This window comes from Streptomyces sp. NPDC032126, from assembly GCF_055580085.1.
This window is the reverse complement of the sequence record NZ_JBVIMA010000002.1, coordinates 122530-139355: the sequence shown is the minus strand read 5'-3', so window position 1 is coordinate 139355 and position 16826 is coordinate 122530. Positions and strand designations below refer to the sequence as shown.

16 protein-coding genes are annotated in these 16826 nt (G+C 72.7%); 9 read left to right on the top strand and 7 right to left on the bottom strand.

Translation table 11 applies throughout. From position 1 onward, the window contains the following. Positions 1 to 30: 30 nt before the first annotated feature. Complete coding sequence (locus tag ACZ5NW_RS09130; protein ID WP_468743145.1) at positions 31 to 1248, bottom strand: TerD family protein; 1218 nt, start codon at positions 1246 to 1248, stop codon at positions 31 to 33. A gap of 187 nt (positions 1249 to 1435) precedes the next feature. Between ACZ5NW_RS09130 and ACZ5NW_RS09125 the strand changes: the two genes are divergently transcribed. Genes ACZ5NW_RS09125 through ACZ5NW_RS09115 form a run of 3 tightly spaced genes read left to right on the top strand, consistent with a single transcriptional unit; the run spans position 1436 to position 4202 of the window. After that, a complete protein-coding gene (locus tag ACZ5NW_RS09125) occupies positions 1436 to 2560 on the top strand; it encodes a Gfo/Idh/MocA family protein (RefSeq protein WP_468743144.1) in 1125 nt (374 codons plus the stop codon). Next, entirely contained in the window at positions 2557 to 3480 is a 924-nt protein-coding gene (locus ACZ5NW_RS09120) for a DUF6807 domain-containing protein (protein ID WP_468743143.1), read from the top strand. The genes ACZ5NW_RS09125 and ACZ5NW_RS09120 overlap by 4 nt, the downstream gene beginning before the upstream one ends. Beyond that, complete coding sequence (locus ACZ5NW_RS09115; protein ID WP_468743142.1) at positions 3477 to 4202, top strand: cupin domain-containing protein; 726 nt, start codon at positions 3477 to 3479, stop codon at positions 4200 to 4202. Before ACZ5NW_RS09120 ends, ACZ5NW_RS09115 begins: the two co-directional genes overlap by 4 nt. On the opposite strand, the gene ACZ5NW_RS09110 is transcribed toward ACZ5NW_RS09115, so the two are convergent. From ACZ5NW_RS09110 to ACZ5NW_RS09085, 6 genes are all read right to left on the bottom strand, one after another. Further along, positions 4199 to 5188 (bottom strand): zinc-dependent alcohol dehydrogenase family protein, encoded by a 990-nt coding sequence (locus tag ACZ5NW_RS09110; protein ID WP_468743141.1) that lies wholly within the window; start codon positions 5186 to 5188, stop codon positions 4199 to 4201. The genes ACZ5NW_RS09115 and ACZ5NW_RS09110 overlap by 4 nt on opposite strands. Beyond that, positions 5185 to 6015 carry a carbohydrate ABC transporter permease gene (locus tag ACZ5NW_RS09105; RefSeq protein WP_468743140.1) on the bottom strand — a complete coding sequence of 277 codons (831 nt, stop codon included), beginning with the start codon at positions 6013 to 6015 and terminating at the stop codon, positions 5185 to 5187. Before ACZ5NW_RS09105 ends, ACZ5NW_RS09110 begins: the two co-directional genes overlap by 4 nt. After that, positions 6012 to 6950: a carbohydrate ABC transporter permease gene (locus ACZ5NW_RS09100; RefSeq protein ID WP_468743139.1), complete on the bottom strand. Its 939-nt coding sequence runs from the start codon at positions 6948 to 6950 to the stop codon at positions 6012 to 6014. Before ACZ5NW_RS09100 ends, ACZ5NW_RS09105 begins: the two co-directional genes overlap by 4 nt. Further along, positions 6947 to 8320 (bottom strand): ABC transporter substrate-binding protein, encoded by a 1374-nt coding sequence (locus tag ACZ5NW_RS09095; protein ID WP_468743138.1) that lies wholly within the window; start codon positions 8318 to 8320, stop codon positions 6947 to 6949. The genes ACZ5NW_RS09100 and ACZ5NW_RS09095 overlap by 4 nt, the downstream gene beginning before the upstream one ends. A gap of 110 nt (positions 8321 to 8430) precedes the next feature. Further along, entirely contained in the window at positions 8431 to 9198 is a 768-nt protein-coding gene (locus ACZ5NW_RS09090) for a DeoR/GlpR family DNA-binding transcription regulator (RefSeq protein ID WP_468743137.1), read from the bottom strand. Between the two features lie 279 nt (positions 9199 to 9477). Continuing rightward, positions 9478 to 10287, bottom strand: coding sequence for an NAD-dependent epimerase/dehydratase family protein (locus ACZ5NW_RS09085; protein WP_468743136.1), 810 nt, complete (start codon positions 10285 to 10287; stop codon positions 9478 to 9480). Between the two features lie 211 nt (positions 10288 to 10498). Here ACZ5NW_RS09085 and ACZ5NW_RS09080 point away from each other — a divergent pair, with 211 nt between their 5' ends. From ACZ5NW_RS09080 to araD, 6 genes are all read left to right on the top strand, one after another. After that, entirely contained in the window at positions 10499 to 11446 is a 948-nt protein-coding gene (locus ACZ5NW_RS09080) for a 5-dehydro-4-deoxyglucarate dehydratase (protein WP_468743135.1), read from the top strand. After that, on the top strand, positions 11443 to 12603 hold the full coding sequence (locus tag ACZ5NW_RS09075; protein ID WP_468743134.1) for a hypothetical protein: 1161 nt from the start codon (positions 11443 to 11445) through the stop codon (positions 12601 to 12603). Before ACZ5NW_RS09080 ends, ACZ5NW_RS09075 begins: the two co-directional genes overlap by 4 nt. Before the next feature lie 102 nt (positions 12604 to 12705). Continuing rightward, entirely contained in the window at positions 12706 to 13314 is a 609-nt protein-coding gene (locus tag ACZ5NW_RS09070) for a TIGR03086 family metal-binding protein (protein ID WP_468743133.1), read from the top strand. Between the two features lie 143 nt (positions 13315 to 13457). After that, entirely contained in the window at positions 13458 to 14126 is a 669-nt protein-coding gene (locus tag ACZ5NW_RS09065; RefSeq protein ID WP_468743132.1) for a GntR family transcriptional regulator, read from the top strand. Next, on the top strand, positions 14123 to 15034 hold the full coding sequence (locus tag ACZ5NW_RS09060) for a dihydrodipicolinate synthase family protein (RefSeq protein WP_468743131.1): 912 nt from the start codon (positions 14123 to 14125) through the stop codon (positions 15032 to 15034). Before ACZ5NW_RS09065 ends, ACZ5NW_RS09060 begins: the two co-directional genes overlap by 4 nt. Then, positions 15022 to 16767, top strand: coding sequence for an L-arabinonate dehydratase (gene araD / locus ACZ5NW_RS09055; RefSeq protein WP_468743130.1), 1746 nt, complete (start codon positions 15022 to 15024; stop codon positions 16765 to 16767). The genes ACZ5NW_RS09060 and araD overlap by 13 nt, the downstream gene beginning before the upstream one ends. The last annotated feature ends 59 nt before the right edge of the window (positions 16768 to 16826 follow it).

The following is a 16826-nucleotide window of genomic DNA, read 5'->3' as shown; positions in this document are numbered from 1 at the left end:
GTGAGGGCGCCCCCTGCGTCGTACCGGCCGTTACAGCGCCTCCGCCGCCGGCTTGATCATGTTCCGCACGGTGCGGGCCTTCACGAAGTCGCCCATCGCCGTCATCTCCCACTCGCCGGAGAACTGGCGGATCAGCTTGGCCATCATCACGCCGGTCTGCGGCTCGGCGTTGGTGAGGTCGAAGCGGACCAGTTCCTCGCCGGTCGCGGCGTCCAGGAGGCGGCAGTAGGCCTTGGCGACCTCGGTGAACTTCTGGCCGGAGAAGGAGTTCACCGTGAAGACGAGACCGGTGACGTCCTGCGGGAGGCGGCCGAGGTCGACGGTGATGACCTCGTCGTCGCCCCCGCCCTCGCCGGTGAGATTGTCGCCGGAGTGGCGGATCGCGCCGCCCACGATGGTCAGCTTGCCGAAGTAGCAGCTGTCGATGTGGTTGCGCTGCGGGCCGTAGGCGATGACCGAGGCGTCCAGGTCGATGCTCTTGCCGCGGTAGGCCGGCTCCCAGCCGAGGCCCATCTGGACCTGGGACAGCAGCGGGCGCCCGCCCTTCATCAGCGACACCGTCTGGTTCTTCTGGAGGCTGACCCGGCCCTTGTCCAGGTTGATCTTCCCGGTGCCGGGCGCGGCGGCGGGCGGCGCTGGGGGCATGGGCGGCGCGGGAGGCGTGGTCATCGGCGGGGCCGGCGGCTGCGCGACGGGTGCGGGGGGAGCGGGGGGTGCCGGGGGAGCGACCGGCTGGGCCGGGGTCGCCGGTGCCGGCTCCTCCACCGTGACGCCGAAGTCCGTCGCGATGCCCGCCAGCCCCTCGGCGTAGCCCTGGCCGACCGCTCGGGCCTTCCAGGCGCCGCCCCGCAGATAGATCTCCATGATCACCAGGGCCGTCTCGGTGCCGAGCCGCGGCGGGGTGAAGGTGGCCAGGACGCTGTGGTCGTCGGCGTTGCGCAGGGTCGCCGTGGGCTCGATGCCCTGGAAGGTCTGGCCGGCCGCGTCCGGGCTGGCGGTGACGACGATCTTCTCGATGCCCGGGGGTACGGCCGAGGTGTCGACGGTGATCGCGTCGGGGGACGTGCCGCCGCCCGAGCGGTAGGTCACGCCCGGGCCCGACGGCTGGTTGTAGAAGATGAAGTCGTCGTCGGAGCGCACCTTGCCGTCGGCGGTGAGCAGCAGGCCCGAAACGTCGAGCCGCACCGGTGCGGTGACGTCCACCGTCACGCGCGTGGCGGAGAGAGGGATGTTCGAGCCAGGCGTCATAGCTGTCATGCCCTGTGAACGATCCAGCCCGCTTTACCGTTCCCTTACCGATCTCGTCCGTCCCCCCGCCGGTCGCGGCCCGTCCGCCGGACGGACCAGGGCTTGTCCGGGCCCGACCTGGACGCTTAGGGTCCTCCCCGAGGGAGCAAGCGCTTTCTAACAGAGATCCCCCGCCGAGGAGCGCCGCATGTCGTTGCCCCCAGCCCGCCGCCGCGTCGCCGTGATCGGCACCGGTGCCATCGTCGCCGGCAGTCATCTGCCCGCGCTGAGAGCCCACGCCGACCGGACCGAACTGGTCGCCGCCGTCGACGTGGACCCGGGCCGGCTGGACGCCTTCCGCGCGCTGGCGGCCGAGCAGGGCGCGGAGGTCGCCGGGTACACCTCGACCGGCGCGATGCTGGACGCCGTACGGCCCGACCTGGTCCTCATCGGCACCCCGCCGGCGCTGCACCGGGAGCAGACCGTGGCCGCGCTGAAGGCGGGCGCCTGGGTGCTGTGCGAGAAGCCGCTGTGCCTGTCCCTCGCCGAATACGACGAGATCGCGGCGGCCGAGGAGGCGTCCGGCGCGTACGCGTCCGTCGTCTTCCAGCACCGCTACGGCTCCGGCGCCGTCCACGCGCGCGAGCTGATCGCGAGCGGCGAGCTGGGCGCCCCGCTGGTCGCGCACTGCCAGACGACCTGGCACCGCGACGCCGCCTACTACGCGGTGCCCTGGCGCGGCCGCTGGGCCACCGAGGGCGGCGGTCCCACCATGGGCCACGGCATCCACCAGTACGACCTGCTGCTGGACCTGCTCGGCGGGTGGGAGGAGATCCGCGCCATGGCGGCGCGGCTCGTCCACGACACCGAGAGCGAGGACGTCTCCACCGCGCTGGTCCGCTTCCGCAGCGGCGCGCTCGCCACCGTCGTCAACAGCGTGCTCTCCCCGGACGAGGTCAGCCGTGTCCGGATCGACTGCGCCGACGCGACCGTCGAACTGACCCACCTCTACGGCCACACCAACGACAGCTGGGTCTACACCCCCGCCCCGCACGTCCCCGCCGACCGCGCCGCCGCCTGGCGCAGCCCGGCCGCCGACGTGCCCAGCTCGCACACCGCGCAGCTGGCCGGCCTCCTCGACGCCTACGACCACGGCGTACGGCCCCCCGGCAGCGGCCCCGCCGCCCGCGCCACCCTGGAGTTCGCCGCCGCCCTGTACAAGGCCGCGTTCACCGGCCGCCCGGTGCACGCCGGAGAGATCGCCCCCGGCGACCCCTTCTACGCGGCCATGCACGGCGACCACGCCGACTGGGCCCCCGGGGAGAGCGCATGACCCTCCGCGTCACCCACACCCACGGCGAGCACATCACCGTCGAGGCGGGCGGAACCGAGATCCTCCGCTACGTCTACCGGCCCGACCCCGACCCCTTCGAGTCCCGCAAGCCCTACGCCCACCCGCTGCGCACCCTGGGCGGCCGCACCGTCACCGGCTACCGCCCCAACGACCACCGCTGGCACAAGGGCCTGCAGATGACGGCCAGTCATCTGTCCGGGCAGAACTTCTGGGGCGGCAACTCCTATGTCCACGGCCGGGGTTATCTGGCCCTGCCGGAACGGGTCGGCTCCATGCGGCACGACCGCTTCACCGGCATCGCGGCGGAGGACGAACGGCTCTCCCTCACCGAGGAGCTGACCTGGGTCGCGCACACCGGCGAGGAGTGGGCGCGCGAGGTGCGCGACATCGTCGTGCACGCGGTCGACGAGGAGGCCGGCGCCTGGGCGCTGGACTGGTCGATCCGGCTCACCAATCTCCGGGCAGAGCCGCTCGTCTTCGGCTCCCCGACCACCGCGGGACGTGAGATGGCCGGCTACACGGGCCTGCAGTGGCGTGGACCGCGCGACTTCACCGGCGGCGCCGTCATGGCCCCCGGCGGCGACGCCGACGCGGGCGGGCTGATGGGCAGCCAGAGCCCGTGGCTGGCCTTCACCGCCGAGCACGACGACGTCGACGCCCACTCCACGATCGTCTTCGCGCACGCGCCCGAGAACCTCGACGGCGACCGCGCGATCCACGAGTCCCACTGGTTCGTGCGCTCCGAGCCCATCCCGAGCGTCGCCTTCTCCTGGGCGTTCTTCGAGGAGTTCGAGCTGCCGCCGGGGGAGTCCTTCGGCTACCGCTACCGGGTGGTGATCGCCGACGGGGCCTGGGACCGCGACCGGGTCGCCGCCCACCTGGAGAGCCTGCCGTGGTGACCCTGCCCGACCCGCTGCCGGGCGCCGTCGGCCTCTCCCACCTGAGCGCCTACCCCTGGGAGGCCGCCGACGGCGTCTGCGGCGGCAGCCCGCATCTGCATCTGGTGTGCACCGAGGCGTACGTCGTCACCGGCGGGCGCGGGGCGGTGCACACGCTCGGCCCCGACGGCGTCCGGGACATCCCGCTGGAGCCCGGCACGGTCGCCTGGTTCACCCCGGGCACCGTGCACCGCATGGTGCAGGGCGGCGATCTGCGCGTCACCGTGCTGATGCAGAACAGCGGACTGCCCGAGGCCGGGGACGCCGTCTTCACCTTCCCGCCCGAGATCCTCGCCGACCCCGCCCGGTACGCCGCCGCGGCCGCGCTGCCGCCCGGCACGGGAGCGGACACGGAGGCCGCCGCCCGCCGCCGCAGGGACCTGGCCGTCGAGGGCTACCTCGCCCTGCGCGAGGCGCTGGCGCGCGGCGACGACGGCCCCTACCTCGCCTTCCTGGAGGCCGCCGCCCGCCTCGTCCGCGACAAGGCGCCGGCCTGGCGGGAGCTGTGGCGGGCGGGCGCCCTCGCCGCCGCCGAGCGCACCGGCGCCCAGCTCGACGCGCTGGCGGCCGGGGACCCCACCCACCTCACCCGGGCGAGCGCCCACGCGGCCACACCCACCCGCCGCGGCGGCTACGGCATGTGCGGCCGCCGCGACGAGTACGCACTCCCGGGCACGACCTAGGGCACCACCACGATCTTCCGGCCGACGCCCGCCGCGAACTGCTCCAGGGCCTGCGGGTAGCGCTCCAGCGGCAGGCGGTCGCTGATGAACACCTCGGGGTCCAGGACCCCGTTCGCGAACAGCTCCGCCGCCCGCTCGAAGCTGTGCAGGACGGCCATCGAGCCGGTGATGGTGATCTCCTGGTTGTAGATCCGGTACGGGTCGACGGTGACCCGGGTCGCGTAGTCGGCGACCCCGAACTGGAGGAACGTGCCCGCCTTCGCGACCCGGTCGAGGCCGTCCTGGATGGCCGCCGCGTTGCCCGTGGCGTCCACGACCACGTCCCAGCCCCGCGGGCGGTCCAGCTCGTCCGCGTTCGCCGCCGCCCCCGACACACCGAGCCGCCGGGCCGTCTCCAGCCGGGCCGGGTTGACGTCCACCACGTCCACGGCGGCCGCGCCGGTCCGCTTGGCCAGCTCCAGCATCATCAGGCCCATCGTCCCGGAGCCGTAGATCAGCACATGGGCGCCCAGCCGTGAGCGCAGGACGTCATAGCCCCGCACCGCGCACGACAGGGGCTCCACCAGCGCCGCGTCCTGGGTGCGGACGTGCTCGGGCAGCTTCACGCAGTTGGCGACCGGGGCGAGCGCGTACCGGGCCGCGCCCCCGGCGGTCGTGACCCCGATCGCGGCCCAGCGCTCGCACAGGTTGTTGTGGCCGGTACGGCAGTACCGGCACTCGTGGCAGTACAGCGACGGGTCGACCGCCACCCGGTCGCCCACCGACACCTCCGTGACCTGGGTGCCCACCCCGACGACCTCGCCCGCGAACTCATGGCCGGGCACGATCGGCAGCTTCGGGGCGAACTCGCCCTGGAGGATGTGCAGATCGGTGCCGCACAGGCCGCACGCGGCGACCTCCACGACGACCTCGCGCGGCCCGGGCGTCGGGTCCGGGACCTCGGCGACGACGGCCCGGCCCACGGACTCGATGACGGCGGCCCTCATTTCACGGCTCCCAACGACAGGCCCTGGACCAGTTTGTCCTGGGCGGCGAACCCCGCGGCGAGCACCGGCAGGGAGATGACGAGCGACGCGGCGCACACCTTCGCCAGGAACAGGCCCTGGCTGGTGATGAAGCCGGTCAGGAAGACGGGCGCGGTCTCGGCGACCACACCGGTGAGCACCCGGGCGAACAGCAGCTCGTTCCAGCTGAAGATGAAGCAGATCAGGGCCGTCGCCGCGATGCCGGGCAGCGCGATCGGGGCCACCACCCGGGTGAGGACCGTCGGCAGCCGCGCCCCGTCCACCCGGGCCGCCTCGACGACCGCGACCGGCACCTCGGCCAGGAACGACTGCATCATCCACACCGCGATCGGCAGGTTCATCGCGGTGTACAGGACGATCAGCAGCCAGATGTTGTCCAGCAGGCCGGTGTTCTTGGCGAAGAGGTAGAGCGGCAGCAGGCCCGCCACGGCCGGCAGCATCTTCGTGGACAGGAAGAAGAACAGCACGTCCGTCCATTTGCGCACCGGGCGGATCGACAGGGCGTACGCGGCCGGCAGCGCGAGGAACAGCACCAGCAGCGTCGAACCCACCGACGCGACCGTCGAGTTGATCAGCGCGGGCCAGGGGCTCGCCCCGCCGCCGGTGCCGAAGAACTCGCGGTAGCCGTCCAGGGTCAGCGCGGCCGTGAAGGACGGCGGGTTGGTCGCCGCGTCCTTCTCGGAGTGGAAGGACGTCAGCGCCATCCAGGCGATCGGCAGGAAGAACAGGATCCCGGCGAGCCAGGCCAGCAGGCCGAGCCCGTGGCGGCGCAAGGACGGGGTGTTCATGCGCGGGAGACCTCCTCGCGGAACAGGGACGACACCACGCGCAGGGCGAAGGTCGCGATGACGAGCGAGCCGATGACCACCAGGACGCCGGCCGCCGAGGCGAGGCCGTTCTCATGGGCCTGGTAGAAGCTCTGGTAGACGGTGTAGGGCAGGTTGGCCGTGCCCAGGCCGCCGGACGTGATCGTGAAGACGGCGTCGAAGTTCTGCACGATGTAGATCGAGCCCAGCAGGGCGCCGAGTTCGAGATAGCGGCGCAGATGCGGGAGCGTGAGATGGCGGAAGATCTGCCAGTCGCTCGCGCCGTCCACCCGCGCGGCCTCGATCTGCTCATGGTCCCGGCTCTGCAGCCCGGCCAGCAGGATCAGCATCATGAAGGGCGTCCACTGCCACACCAGCGCGGCCTCGACGGCCAGCAGCGGGGTGCGGGAGATCCAGTCCGGCTGGGGCCCGCCGACGTAGTGCAACAGGCCGTTGAACAGGCCGTACTCGGGGTTGTAGAGCACGTGCTTCCACAGCAGGGCGGCGGCGACCGGGACCACCAGGAAGGGGGCGATCAGCAGGGTGCGGACGATGCCCCGGCCGCGGAAGCGGCGGTCGAGGAGCAGCGCCAGGGCCAGGCCCAGCACGAGGCTGGCCAGCACCACGGCCGCCGTCAGCAGCACGGTCGTCCACACCGAGTGGCGCAGATCGGCGTCCGTGAGCACCTGGTGGTAGTTGTCGAGGCCGGTGAAGCGGCGGGCGTCGGGGTAGAGGGCGTTCCAGTCGAAGAAGGAGATCACCAGCGTGGCCACGAACGGCAGCTGGGTCACGGCGATCATGAAGACCAGGGCGGGCAGCAGCGGGGCCCGGGTGGCCCAGGCGCGCAGCCGGGCGGAGGGCTGCCGGATGGTGCGAACGGGCGTGGTGGCCAGGGGAGTTGTCGTCGTCGCGGTCATCGTCCCTCGTACTCCTCGGAGATCTTCTCGGCGAGCGCCTGCGCCTTCCTCAGGGCCGATCCGACGGACTGGCGTCCGGCGATGGCCGAGCTGATCTCCTGGGAGACCTTGGTGCCGAGGTCGGTGAACTCGGGGATGCCGACGAACTGGATGCCGGGCGCGGGGCGCGGCTGCACGCCGGGGTCGTTGGGGCGGGCGCCCTCGATGGCCGCCCGGGTCATCTCCTGGAAGGCGGCGGCCTCCTTGACGTAGGCGGCCTGGGTGTACGTCGACGCGCGCTTGCCCGCCGGGACGTTGGACCAGCCGATCTCCTCGCCGACCAGCCGCTCGTACTCCTTGCTGGAGGCCCAGGAGACGAACTTCCACGCCTTGTCGGCGTTGCGGGACGCCTTCTGGATGCCCCAGGCCCAGGTGTAGAGCCAGCCGGAGGAGCCGGTCTTCTCGACCGGGGCCGGGGCGTAGCCGACCTTGCCCTTGACCGGGGAGTCCTTCGCCTCCAGGGAGCCGGCGGCGCTCGTGGCGTCGTACCACATGGCGACCTTGCCCTGGGTCATGTTGTTCAGGCACTCGGCGAAGCCGGACTGGGCCGCGCCGGACTCGCCGTGCTCGCGCACCAGGTCGACATAGAACTTCGTCGCCTTTTCCCACGCGGGGGAGTCCAGCCGGGCCTTCCAGTCCTTGTCGAACCAGGTGCCGCCGAAGGTGTTCACGACCGTGGTGAGCGGCGCCATCACCTCGCCCCAGCCGGGCAGTCCGCGCAGGCAGATGCCCTTCATACCGGGCTTCGCGCCGTCGGCCCGCGCGGCGAGGTCGGCCACCTGGGTCCAGGTGGGCCGCCGGGGCATGGTGAGGCCCTTCGCCGCGAACACGTCCTTGCGGTACATCAGGAAGGACGACTCGCCGTAGAAGGGCTGGCCGTACAGCTTGCCGTCGTCGGCGGTGAGGGATTCGCGCATCGGCTTGAGGACGTCCTGCTCGTCGTACGACGGGTCCTTCGCGACGTAGGAGTCCATCTCGTGCAGCCAGCCGTTGCGGGCGTAGATCGGTATCTCGTAGTTGGACAGGGTCGCCACGTCGTACTGGCCGGCCTGGTTGGCGAAGTCCTGGCTGATCTTGTCGCGGACGTCGTTCTCGGGCAGCACGGTGAAGCTGACCTTGATACCCGTCGCTTTCGTGAAGTGGGCGGCGGTGAGCTTCTGCAGTTCGGTCATCTGCGGGTTGTTGACCATCAGGACGTTGATCGAGTCGCCGCCCGACCCCGCCCCGCCCGCCCCGACCCAGCAGCCGGAGAGCAGCGGGGCGAGCAGCGTCCCTGCGGCGACCGCGGCGAGCGGGGCCCGCGGCGGTCGTCGTCGGCTCGGGGTTCGCATGGATCGCTCCTGGAGAGTGAGGGAGATAAGGGCAGACAAGGGGTGCCGCGGGGCATGCGGGTGCCCCACGGGTGGGACGTCCGGGGTGACGGTGCGAGGGGGTGGGGCGGTCAGACCCTGATGACCTGAGGCCCCATCAGCGAGTACCGGTGGGCCTCCGCCGCCGGCAGCAGCGTGCTCGTCACGATCGCCTCCAGCGCGCCGACCTCGGCGAACCGGCAGAAGCTGACCGCTCCGAATTTGGTGTGCACACCCGCGAAGACGGTGCGCCGCGCCGCCCGCATCGCCTGCGCCTTGACCTCGCCGACGGCCGGGTCCGGGGTGGTGAGGCCGTGGTCGCGGGTGATGCCGTTGGCGCCGATGTAGGCCAGGTCGACGACGAAGCCGGCCAGCATCTTCGTCGTCCAGTGGTCGACCGTGGCGAGCGTGCCGGCGCGGACCCGGCCGCCGAGCAGCAGCACGGAGACGCCGTCGGCCTCGGCGAGCACGCCGGCGACCGGCAGGGACGCGGTGACCACGGTCAGCGGCCGGTCCCGGGGGAGCGCCTCGGCGATGAGCCGGGGGGTGAAGCCCTCGTCGACGAAGACGGTCTCGGCGTCCCCGAGGAGGTCGGCCGCGGCCGTCGCGATGCGGCGCTTCTCCGGGACATGGCTGGTGGCGCGGAAGGCGAGCGTCGTCTCGAAACCGGCGCTCTCCACGGGGTAGGCGCCGCCGTGGGTGCGGCGGACGAGGCCGTGGCTCTCCAGGGCGCGCAGGTCGCGCCGTACGGTCTCCTTGGCGACGCCGAGTTCCGCGGCGAGCGCGGCGACGTCGACGGAACCCCCGGCGCGGGCCGCGCGCACGATCTCGCGCTGGCGTTCCTCCGCGGTTCTGTTCATGGCCGTCACCCGCTTTCCTCGCCGTGCTGCCCGTTCGGGCTCATGGGGGAAGTTCTACAGCGGGGGCGGGGCGGTGACCAGGTCTGTTACCGGGGTGATGCTGCCCGTGTGTGCCCGTGTGTGCCCGTTCGGTCGCGCGTCGGCCGCGGGTACGTCGTGGCTGGTCGCGGGGTTCGCGGCGCCCCTGCCGGGGTGCTGTTCCGTCGGCCGGTCATGTCCGAAGACCCCTCGTGGGAGCCCGTTCGCTGCCCGCCCGCCGCCCTCGGCGAGGGTTTTCGGTCAGTGCGGCCAGATCGGGGGATCGTTGACGAAGTGGCCGCCGAGGTAGGCGTGGGCCTCGTTCTCCGGGTCCGGCTCGCCCTGTTCGGCGATCAGCTTCTCCGCGTACGGCTCGGAGTCGTCCCGGGGTTCGTAGCCGAGCGCCCGCGCGGAGGCGAGGTCCCACCACAGGCGGGTGTTGGCGGAGGAGCCGTAGACGACGGTGTGGCCGACGTTCTCGGCGGTCAGGGCGGCGTGGAAGAGGCGGGCGCCGTCGGCGGGGCTCAGCCACAGCGAGAGCATCCGCACGCTGGTGGGTTCGGCGAAGCAGGATCCGATGCGCACGGAGACGGTCTCCAGGCCGTGCTTGTCCCAGTAGAGCTGGGCGAGGTCCTCGCCGAAGGACTTGGACAGGCCGTAGAAGGTGTCCGGGCGGTGCGGGGTGTCGACGGGGATGAGGGGGGCGCCGGCCCGGGGGCGGGGGGTGTAGCCGACCGCGTGGTTGGAGGAGGCGAAGACGACGCGCGGCACGCCCGCCTCGCGCGCGGCCTCGTACAGGTTGTACGTGCCCTCGATGTTCGCCTTGAGGATCTTCTCGAAGGGGGCTTCCAGGGAGATGCCCGCGAGGTGGAGGACCGCGTCGACGCCGCGTACGGCCTCCCGCAGCGCGTCCCTGTCGGCGAGGTCCGCGGTGATCGCGTCCGGGGCGCCCTCGACGGGGAGCAGGTCGAGCAGCCGCAGTTCGTAGCCGTAGCCGGGGAGCAGGTCCCGCATCAGGGTGCCGAGGCCGCCGGCGGCGCCGGTGAGCAGGACGGTGCGGGGAGCGGGCATCCTCGGTCTCCTTGAGTCGACGGCCGCGTGCATGATCGTCATTCACATGCGTGGACAAGCTAAGGATTCCGGCGCTGCCGCGTCAAGGGGGTCCGCTTGACCTGCCCCGATGGGGTCCTTAGTGTGGTCGTGTTCAGAAATGTAGACATGAATCACAGACGTGAGCGTTCGGGGCCGCGGTCGGGCACGGCGCTCGTCCTAGGGAGAGCCCGTGACGCCAGCCCCTCTCGCCGCCCGACTCGCCCTCCCCGGCGGGCCGCTGTTCTTCCCCGTCACCGCCTACGGCCGGGACGGCTCACCCGACCTCGACACCTACCGCGCCCATGTGCGCCGGGGCGTCGAGGCGGGAGCCGCCGCCGTCTTCGCGTGCTGCGGCACGGGGGAGTTCCACGCCCTCACCCCGGAGGAGTTCGAGGACTGCGTCCGGGCCGCCGTCGAGGAGACCGCCGGCCGAGTGCCCGTCGTCGCCGGCACCGGATACGGCACCGCGCTGGCCGTGCGCTACGCCCGCCTCGCCGAGGCCGCCGGCGCGGACGGGCTGCTCGCCATGCCGCCGTACCTCGTCGTCGCCGGCCAGGAGGGCCTGCTGCGCCACTACCGCGAGGTGGCCGCGGCGACGGCCCTGCCCGTCATCGTCTACCAGCGCGACAACGCCGTGTTCACCCCGGAGACCGTCGTCGAACTGGCCCGCACCGAGGGGATCATCGGCCTCAAGGACGGGTTCGGCGACCTCGACCTGATGCAGCGCATCGTCAGCGCCGTCCGCACCGAGGTCCCCGGCGACTTCCTCTACTTCAACGGCCTGCCGACCGCCGAGCAGACCCAGCTCGCCTACCGCGCGATCGGAGTCCCGCTCTACTCCTCCGCCGTCTTCTGCTTCGCCCCCGAGATCGCCCTCGCCTGCTACCGCGCCCTGGAGACCGGCGACGACGACACCGTCCGGCGGCTGCTGGACGGGTTCTACCGCCCCTTCGTCGAACTGCGCGCCCAGGGCCGCGGCTACGCCGTCTCCCTGGTCAAGGCGGGCGTACGGCTGCGTGGCCTGGACGTGGGGGAGGTGCGGCCCCCGCTGCACGAACCGAGCGAGGACCACGTCAAGCGGCTCGCCCAGGTGATCGAGCGCGGGTACGCGCTGCTCGCCGAGGAGGACGCCCGGTGAAGGCCTCGGCATTCGTCTATCCGTGGGACGTCAACGGCGACCCGGAGGCCCCCGCCCGGATCGCCGGGCTCGGCGTGGCCCGGACGACGCTCGCCGCTTCCTACCACTCCACGCGCGCGCTGACCCCGCGCCACCCCCGCCACCGCATCGTCACCGCCGAGTACGCGTCCGTGCTGTATCCCCCCGACGGCCGCTGGGCGGGCCGCGCCCCGCGCCCCTACCCGGCCGGCGACTGGGCCCCCGGGGACGCCTTCGGCGAGGCCGCCGCCGCGCTCGCCGGGGCCGGCCTGGAGGTGCACACCTGGGTGATCCTCGCGCACAACTCCCGGCTGGGCGCCGAGCACCCCGACACCTCCGTCGTCAACGCCTACGGCGACCGCTACCCGTGGGCGCCGTGCATCGCGCAGCCCGCCACGCGCGCGTACCTCGTCGACCTGGCCGCCGAGGCCGCCGTACGGCCGGGGGCGGCCGGCACCGAGCTGGAATCCCTCGGCTGGTACGGCCTCCAGCATCTGCACGCCCACGACAAGACGAGCGGGGTCGGCCTCGGCGACGCCGGGCACTACCTGATGTCGCTGTGCTTCTGCCCCGCTTGCCGGGCCGGCTACGCCACGCACGGCCTCGACGCCGACGAACTCGCCGCCGCCGTACGCGCCGCCCTGGAGCCGCTGTGGCGGGGGGCGCCCGACGACCAGGGCTGGGCGGGGGTGGAGAAGCTGCTCGGGGAGGACCGGGCCACCGCCACGCGCGCGTGGCGCGACGGGACCGCGCGCACGCTCCAGGAGGCTGCGGTCGCGGCCGTGCGCGCCGCCGCGCCCGAGGGCTTCCAGATCCTGCTGCACGCCGACCCGCTGAGCTACCGCTGCGGCCCCAACGTCGGGGTGGACCCCGCGCACATCCTGTCCGTCGCGGACGGCGTGGTCGTGCCGTGCGCGGGCGGACCGGGCGCCCTGACCCCGTTCGCGGAGACCGGGCAGGACGCTGTCCTCGCCGCGAACCTCCCCATCGTCTCCGGCATGGGCGGCCACCCCGGCACCCTCGCCGCGGACGCTGCCCGCGCGCGTGACCACGGCGCCACGGAGATCCGCCTGTACCACGCGGGGCTCGCGTCGGACGCCGACCTGGAGGAGGTCCGCGAGGCGCTCAGGGGGATCTGAGGGCCGCTTCCGAGGGCGAGGTCACCGGGAGCGATGAGTTTTCGGGACGGGTGGGGTCCACCTTCCGTAGACCCCATGTCCCGGAAACCCGGAGGACCCCGTATGACCGCCCACCCGACCCCCGCCGCCGACCAGCCCCCCGCCTTCGATCTCGGCCCGCAGACCCTGGTCGTCGCTCGGCTTGCCGAGGCCGTCGTGGATGAGCAGCTCGCCGGTTCGACGCCCTGCCCGGCGTACGCCGTGCGCCATCTGCTCGGTCACCTCATCGGCCTGTCCGTCGCCTTCCGTGACGCGGCCCGCAAGGACTTCGGGCCGACCACCGACACCCCGCCCGACGCGGCCGTCCCCGACATCGGCCCCGACTGGCGCGCCGAGCTGCCCAAGGCCCTCGGCGATCTCGCCGACGCCTGGCGCGACCCGGCCGCCTGGACCGGCATGACGCGCGCGGGCGGCGTCGACCTGCCCGGCGCGGTCGCGGCCGCCGTCGTCGCCGACGAACTGGTCGTCCACGGCTGGGACCTGGCCCGCGCCACCGGCCAGACGTACACGCCGGACCCGGCCGCGCTCCGGGTGGCGCACGACTTCCTGGAGGGTGCGGCCCAGCCCGACGGCCGGGGCGCCTTCGGCCCGATCGTCCCGGTCCGGCCCGATGTCTCACTGCTGGACCGCGCCGTCGGCCTGAGCGGACGCGACCCGGGCTGGACCCCGTAGCGGCCGAACTCCCTTGGGGAAATCCCCAGTTGCTGTGTCAGAGGCATTGACGAACCATGCGCTCCCTCCTACCTTCGTCGCGTCGTACTTCGTACGTCATATATGAGACGCGATACGTGAGATCAGATATCCGAGAGGCGCGCATGACCTCTGTGCCCACGCCCATCCCGTCCCGCACGCAGTACGTGCTGGAGGAGATCAAACACCGCATCCTCACCGGGCGGCTGACGCCCGGTCAGGCCCTGGTCGAGACCGAACTCGCCGCACAGTTCGGGGTGTCCAAGACCCCGGTGCGCGAGGCGCTCAAGACCCTGGCCGGCACCGGACTGGTCGTCATGAACCAGTACAAGGGCGTCACGGTGCGCATGGTCGACGCGGACATGGCGCGCGAGGTGTACGACGTGCGGCTGCTCCTGGAGCCGGAGGCGCTGCGGCGGGCCGTCCGCCGCGGTGCCCCCCTCGACGCCGCCCGGGACGCGCTCACCCGCGCCGACGAGGCCGGCGACACCGCCGAACGCTCCCTCGCCAACCGGGAGTTCCACCGCGCCCTCTACCTGCCGTGCGGCAACCCGCTGCTCGGCCGGATGCTGGACGAGGTCCGTGACCAGGCCGCCCTCGTCTCCGCCGTCGCCTGGGCGTCCTCGCCCTCCTGGGAGCGGGAGGCCGGCGAGCACCGGGAGATCCTGCGGCTCGCCCTGGAAGGAGACGCCGACGGCGCCGCGCGCGCCCTCCACGACCACATCGCGTCCTTCGTGCTCCGAGCATTCCCCGGGGCCGGATCCGCGGTCCGGGAACAGGAAGGGCAGCAATGAGCGGCGTGGCGTTCGAGTCCCAGCGGGCGGCGCTGGCCGACGTGGTGGCCATCCCGGTGACCCCGTTCGCCGAGGACGGCTCCGTCGACCGGGAAGCCCACCGGGCCCTGCTGCGCCGTCTGCTCGACGGCGGGATCACCACCCTCACCCCGAACGGCAACACCGGCGAGTTCTACGCCCTCACACCCCAGGAGCGCCGCCTGGTCACCGAGCTGACCCTCGACGAGGCCGGCGACCGGGCCGCGATCGTCGTCGGCGTCGGCCACGACGTGCCGACCGCCGTCGCCTCCGCCCGTCACGCGCACGAGCTGGGCGCCCCCATGGTGATGGTCCATCAGCCCGTGCACCCCTACGTCTCGCAGAGCGGCTGGGTCGACTACCACCGCGCCATCGCCGAGGCCGTGCCCGACCTGGGCGTCGTGCCCTACATCCGCACCGCGCAGCTGCGCGGCGAACGCCTCGCCGAACTCGCCGACCTCTGCCCCAACGTCATCGGCGTGAAGTACGCCGTCCCGGACGCGGCCCGCTTCGCCGCCTTCGCCCGGGACGCCGGCCTGGACCGCTTCGTCTGGGTCGCCGGCCTCGCCGAGCCGTACGCCCCGTCCTACTTCTCGGCGGGGGCCACGGGCTTCACCTCCGGCCTGGTGAACGTCGCCCCGGCCGTGTCGCTGAACATGATCGAATCGCTTCGATCCGGCGACTACCCGGCCGCCATGAAGATCTGGGAGCAGATCCGCCGCTTCGAGGAGCTGCGCGCCGCCAACGGCAGCGCCGACAACGTCACCGTCGTCAAGGAGGCCCTCGCCTCGCTCGGCCTGTGCCGCCGGGACGTCCGCCCGCCGAGCAGGGCGCTGCCCGAGGAAGAGCGCGCCGAGGTCGCCGCGATCGCCGCCGGATGGTCCCTGTGACCGGCTCGGTGAGGATGCGCCCCGAGGAGCTCAGAAGCCACCAGTGGTACGGCACCGAGGGCCGGCTGCGCACCTGGTCGCACAACGCGCGCATGCGCCAGCTCGGCTACGAGGCGGAGGAGTACCGGGGCCGCCCGGTGATCGCCGTCCTCAACACCTGGTCCGACATCAACCCCTGCCACGTGCATCTGCGCGAGCGCGCCGAGGCGGTCAAGCGGGGGGTGTGGCAGGCGGGGGGCTTCCCGCTGGAGTTCCCGGTCTCCACGCTCTCGGAGACGTACCAGAAGCCGACCCCGATGCTCTACCGCAATCTGCTCGCGATGGAGACCGAGGAGCTGCTGCGGTCGTATCCGGTCGACGCGGCCGTGCTGCTCGGCGGCTGCGACAAGTCGACACCGGCGCTGCTCATGGGCGCGGCCTCGGCCGATGTGCCGTCGCTCTTCGTCCCCGCGGGGCCGATGCTGCCGGGACACTGGCGCGGGGAGACCCTCGGCTCCGGCACCGACATGTGGAAGTACTGGGACGAGCACCGCGCCGGCAATCTGACGGACTGCGAACTGCGCGAGCTCCAGGGCGGGTTGGCCCGTTCGCCCGGTCACTGCATGACCATGGGGACCGCGTCCACCATGACCGCGGCGGCGGAGGTCCTCGGCATGACGCTGCCGGGCGCCTCCTCGATCCCGGCCGTGGACTCCGGGCACGAGCGGATGGCCGCCGCCTCCGGGCGCCGTGCCGTGGAGCTCGCCTGGACCGCCCTCAAGCCGTCGCGGATCCTCACCCGGGAGGCCTTCGAGGACGCCGTCACCACGGTGCTCGGCCTCGGCGGCTCCACCAACGCGGTCATCCATCTGATCGCCCTGGCGGGCCGCTGCCACGTCCCGCTCACCCTCGACGACTTCGACCGCATCGCCCGCACGGTCCCGGTGCTGGCCAACATACGACCCGGCGGACGGACGTACCTCATGGAGGACTTCCACTTCGCCGGCGGACTGCCCGCCTTCCTCTCCCGGATCACCGACCTGCTGCACCTGGACCGGCCGACGGTCAACGGCACCCTGGGTGAGCAGCTGGAGGGCGCCGTCGTCCACGACGACGACGTCATCCGCACCCGTGAGAACCCGGTCGCCGACGAGGGCGGGGTCGCCGTCCTGCGCGGCAACCTCTGCCCGGACGGCGCCGTCATCAAGCACATCTCCGCCGAACAGCACCTGCTCGAGCACACCGGCCCCGCGGTCGTCTTCGACGACTACCGGACCATGCAACGCACCATCGACGACCCGGAGTTGAACATCACCGCCGACAGTGTGCTGGTGTTGCGCAACGCCGGCCCCAAGGGCGGCCCCGGCATGCCCGAGTACGGCATGCTGCCGATCCCCGACCATCTGCTCAAGCGGGGCGTGCGGGACATGGTCCGTATCTCCGACGCCCGGATGAGCGGCACGAGTTACGGCGCGTGCGTCCTGCACGTGGCACCGGAGTCGTACGTCGGCGGCCCGCTGGCCCTCGTGCGCACGGGCGACCTCATCACCCTCGACGTCGAGGCACGCTCCCTCCATCTCCACGTGGACGACGAGGAGTTGGAGCAGCGCAGGGCGGCCTGGACACCCCCGCCCACCCGCTGTGAACGCGGCTACGGCGCGCTCTACGACGACCAGATCACGCAGGCGGACACCGGCTGCGACTTCAGGTTCCTGGCCCGCCCGGGCAAGGCCCCGGACCCCTACACCGGCTGACCGGCCCCCTGGCAGTGCGGGGGCCGACCTCCGCCTGTCGAGAAAGCGCTTCCTGTTCC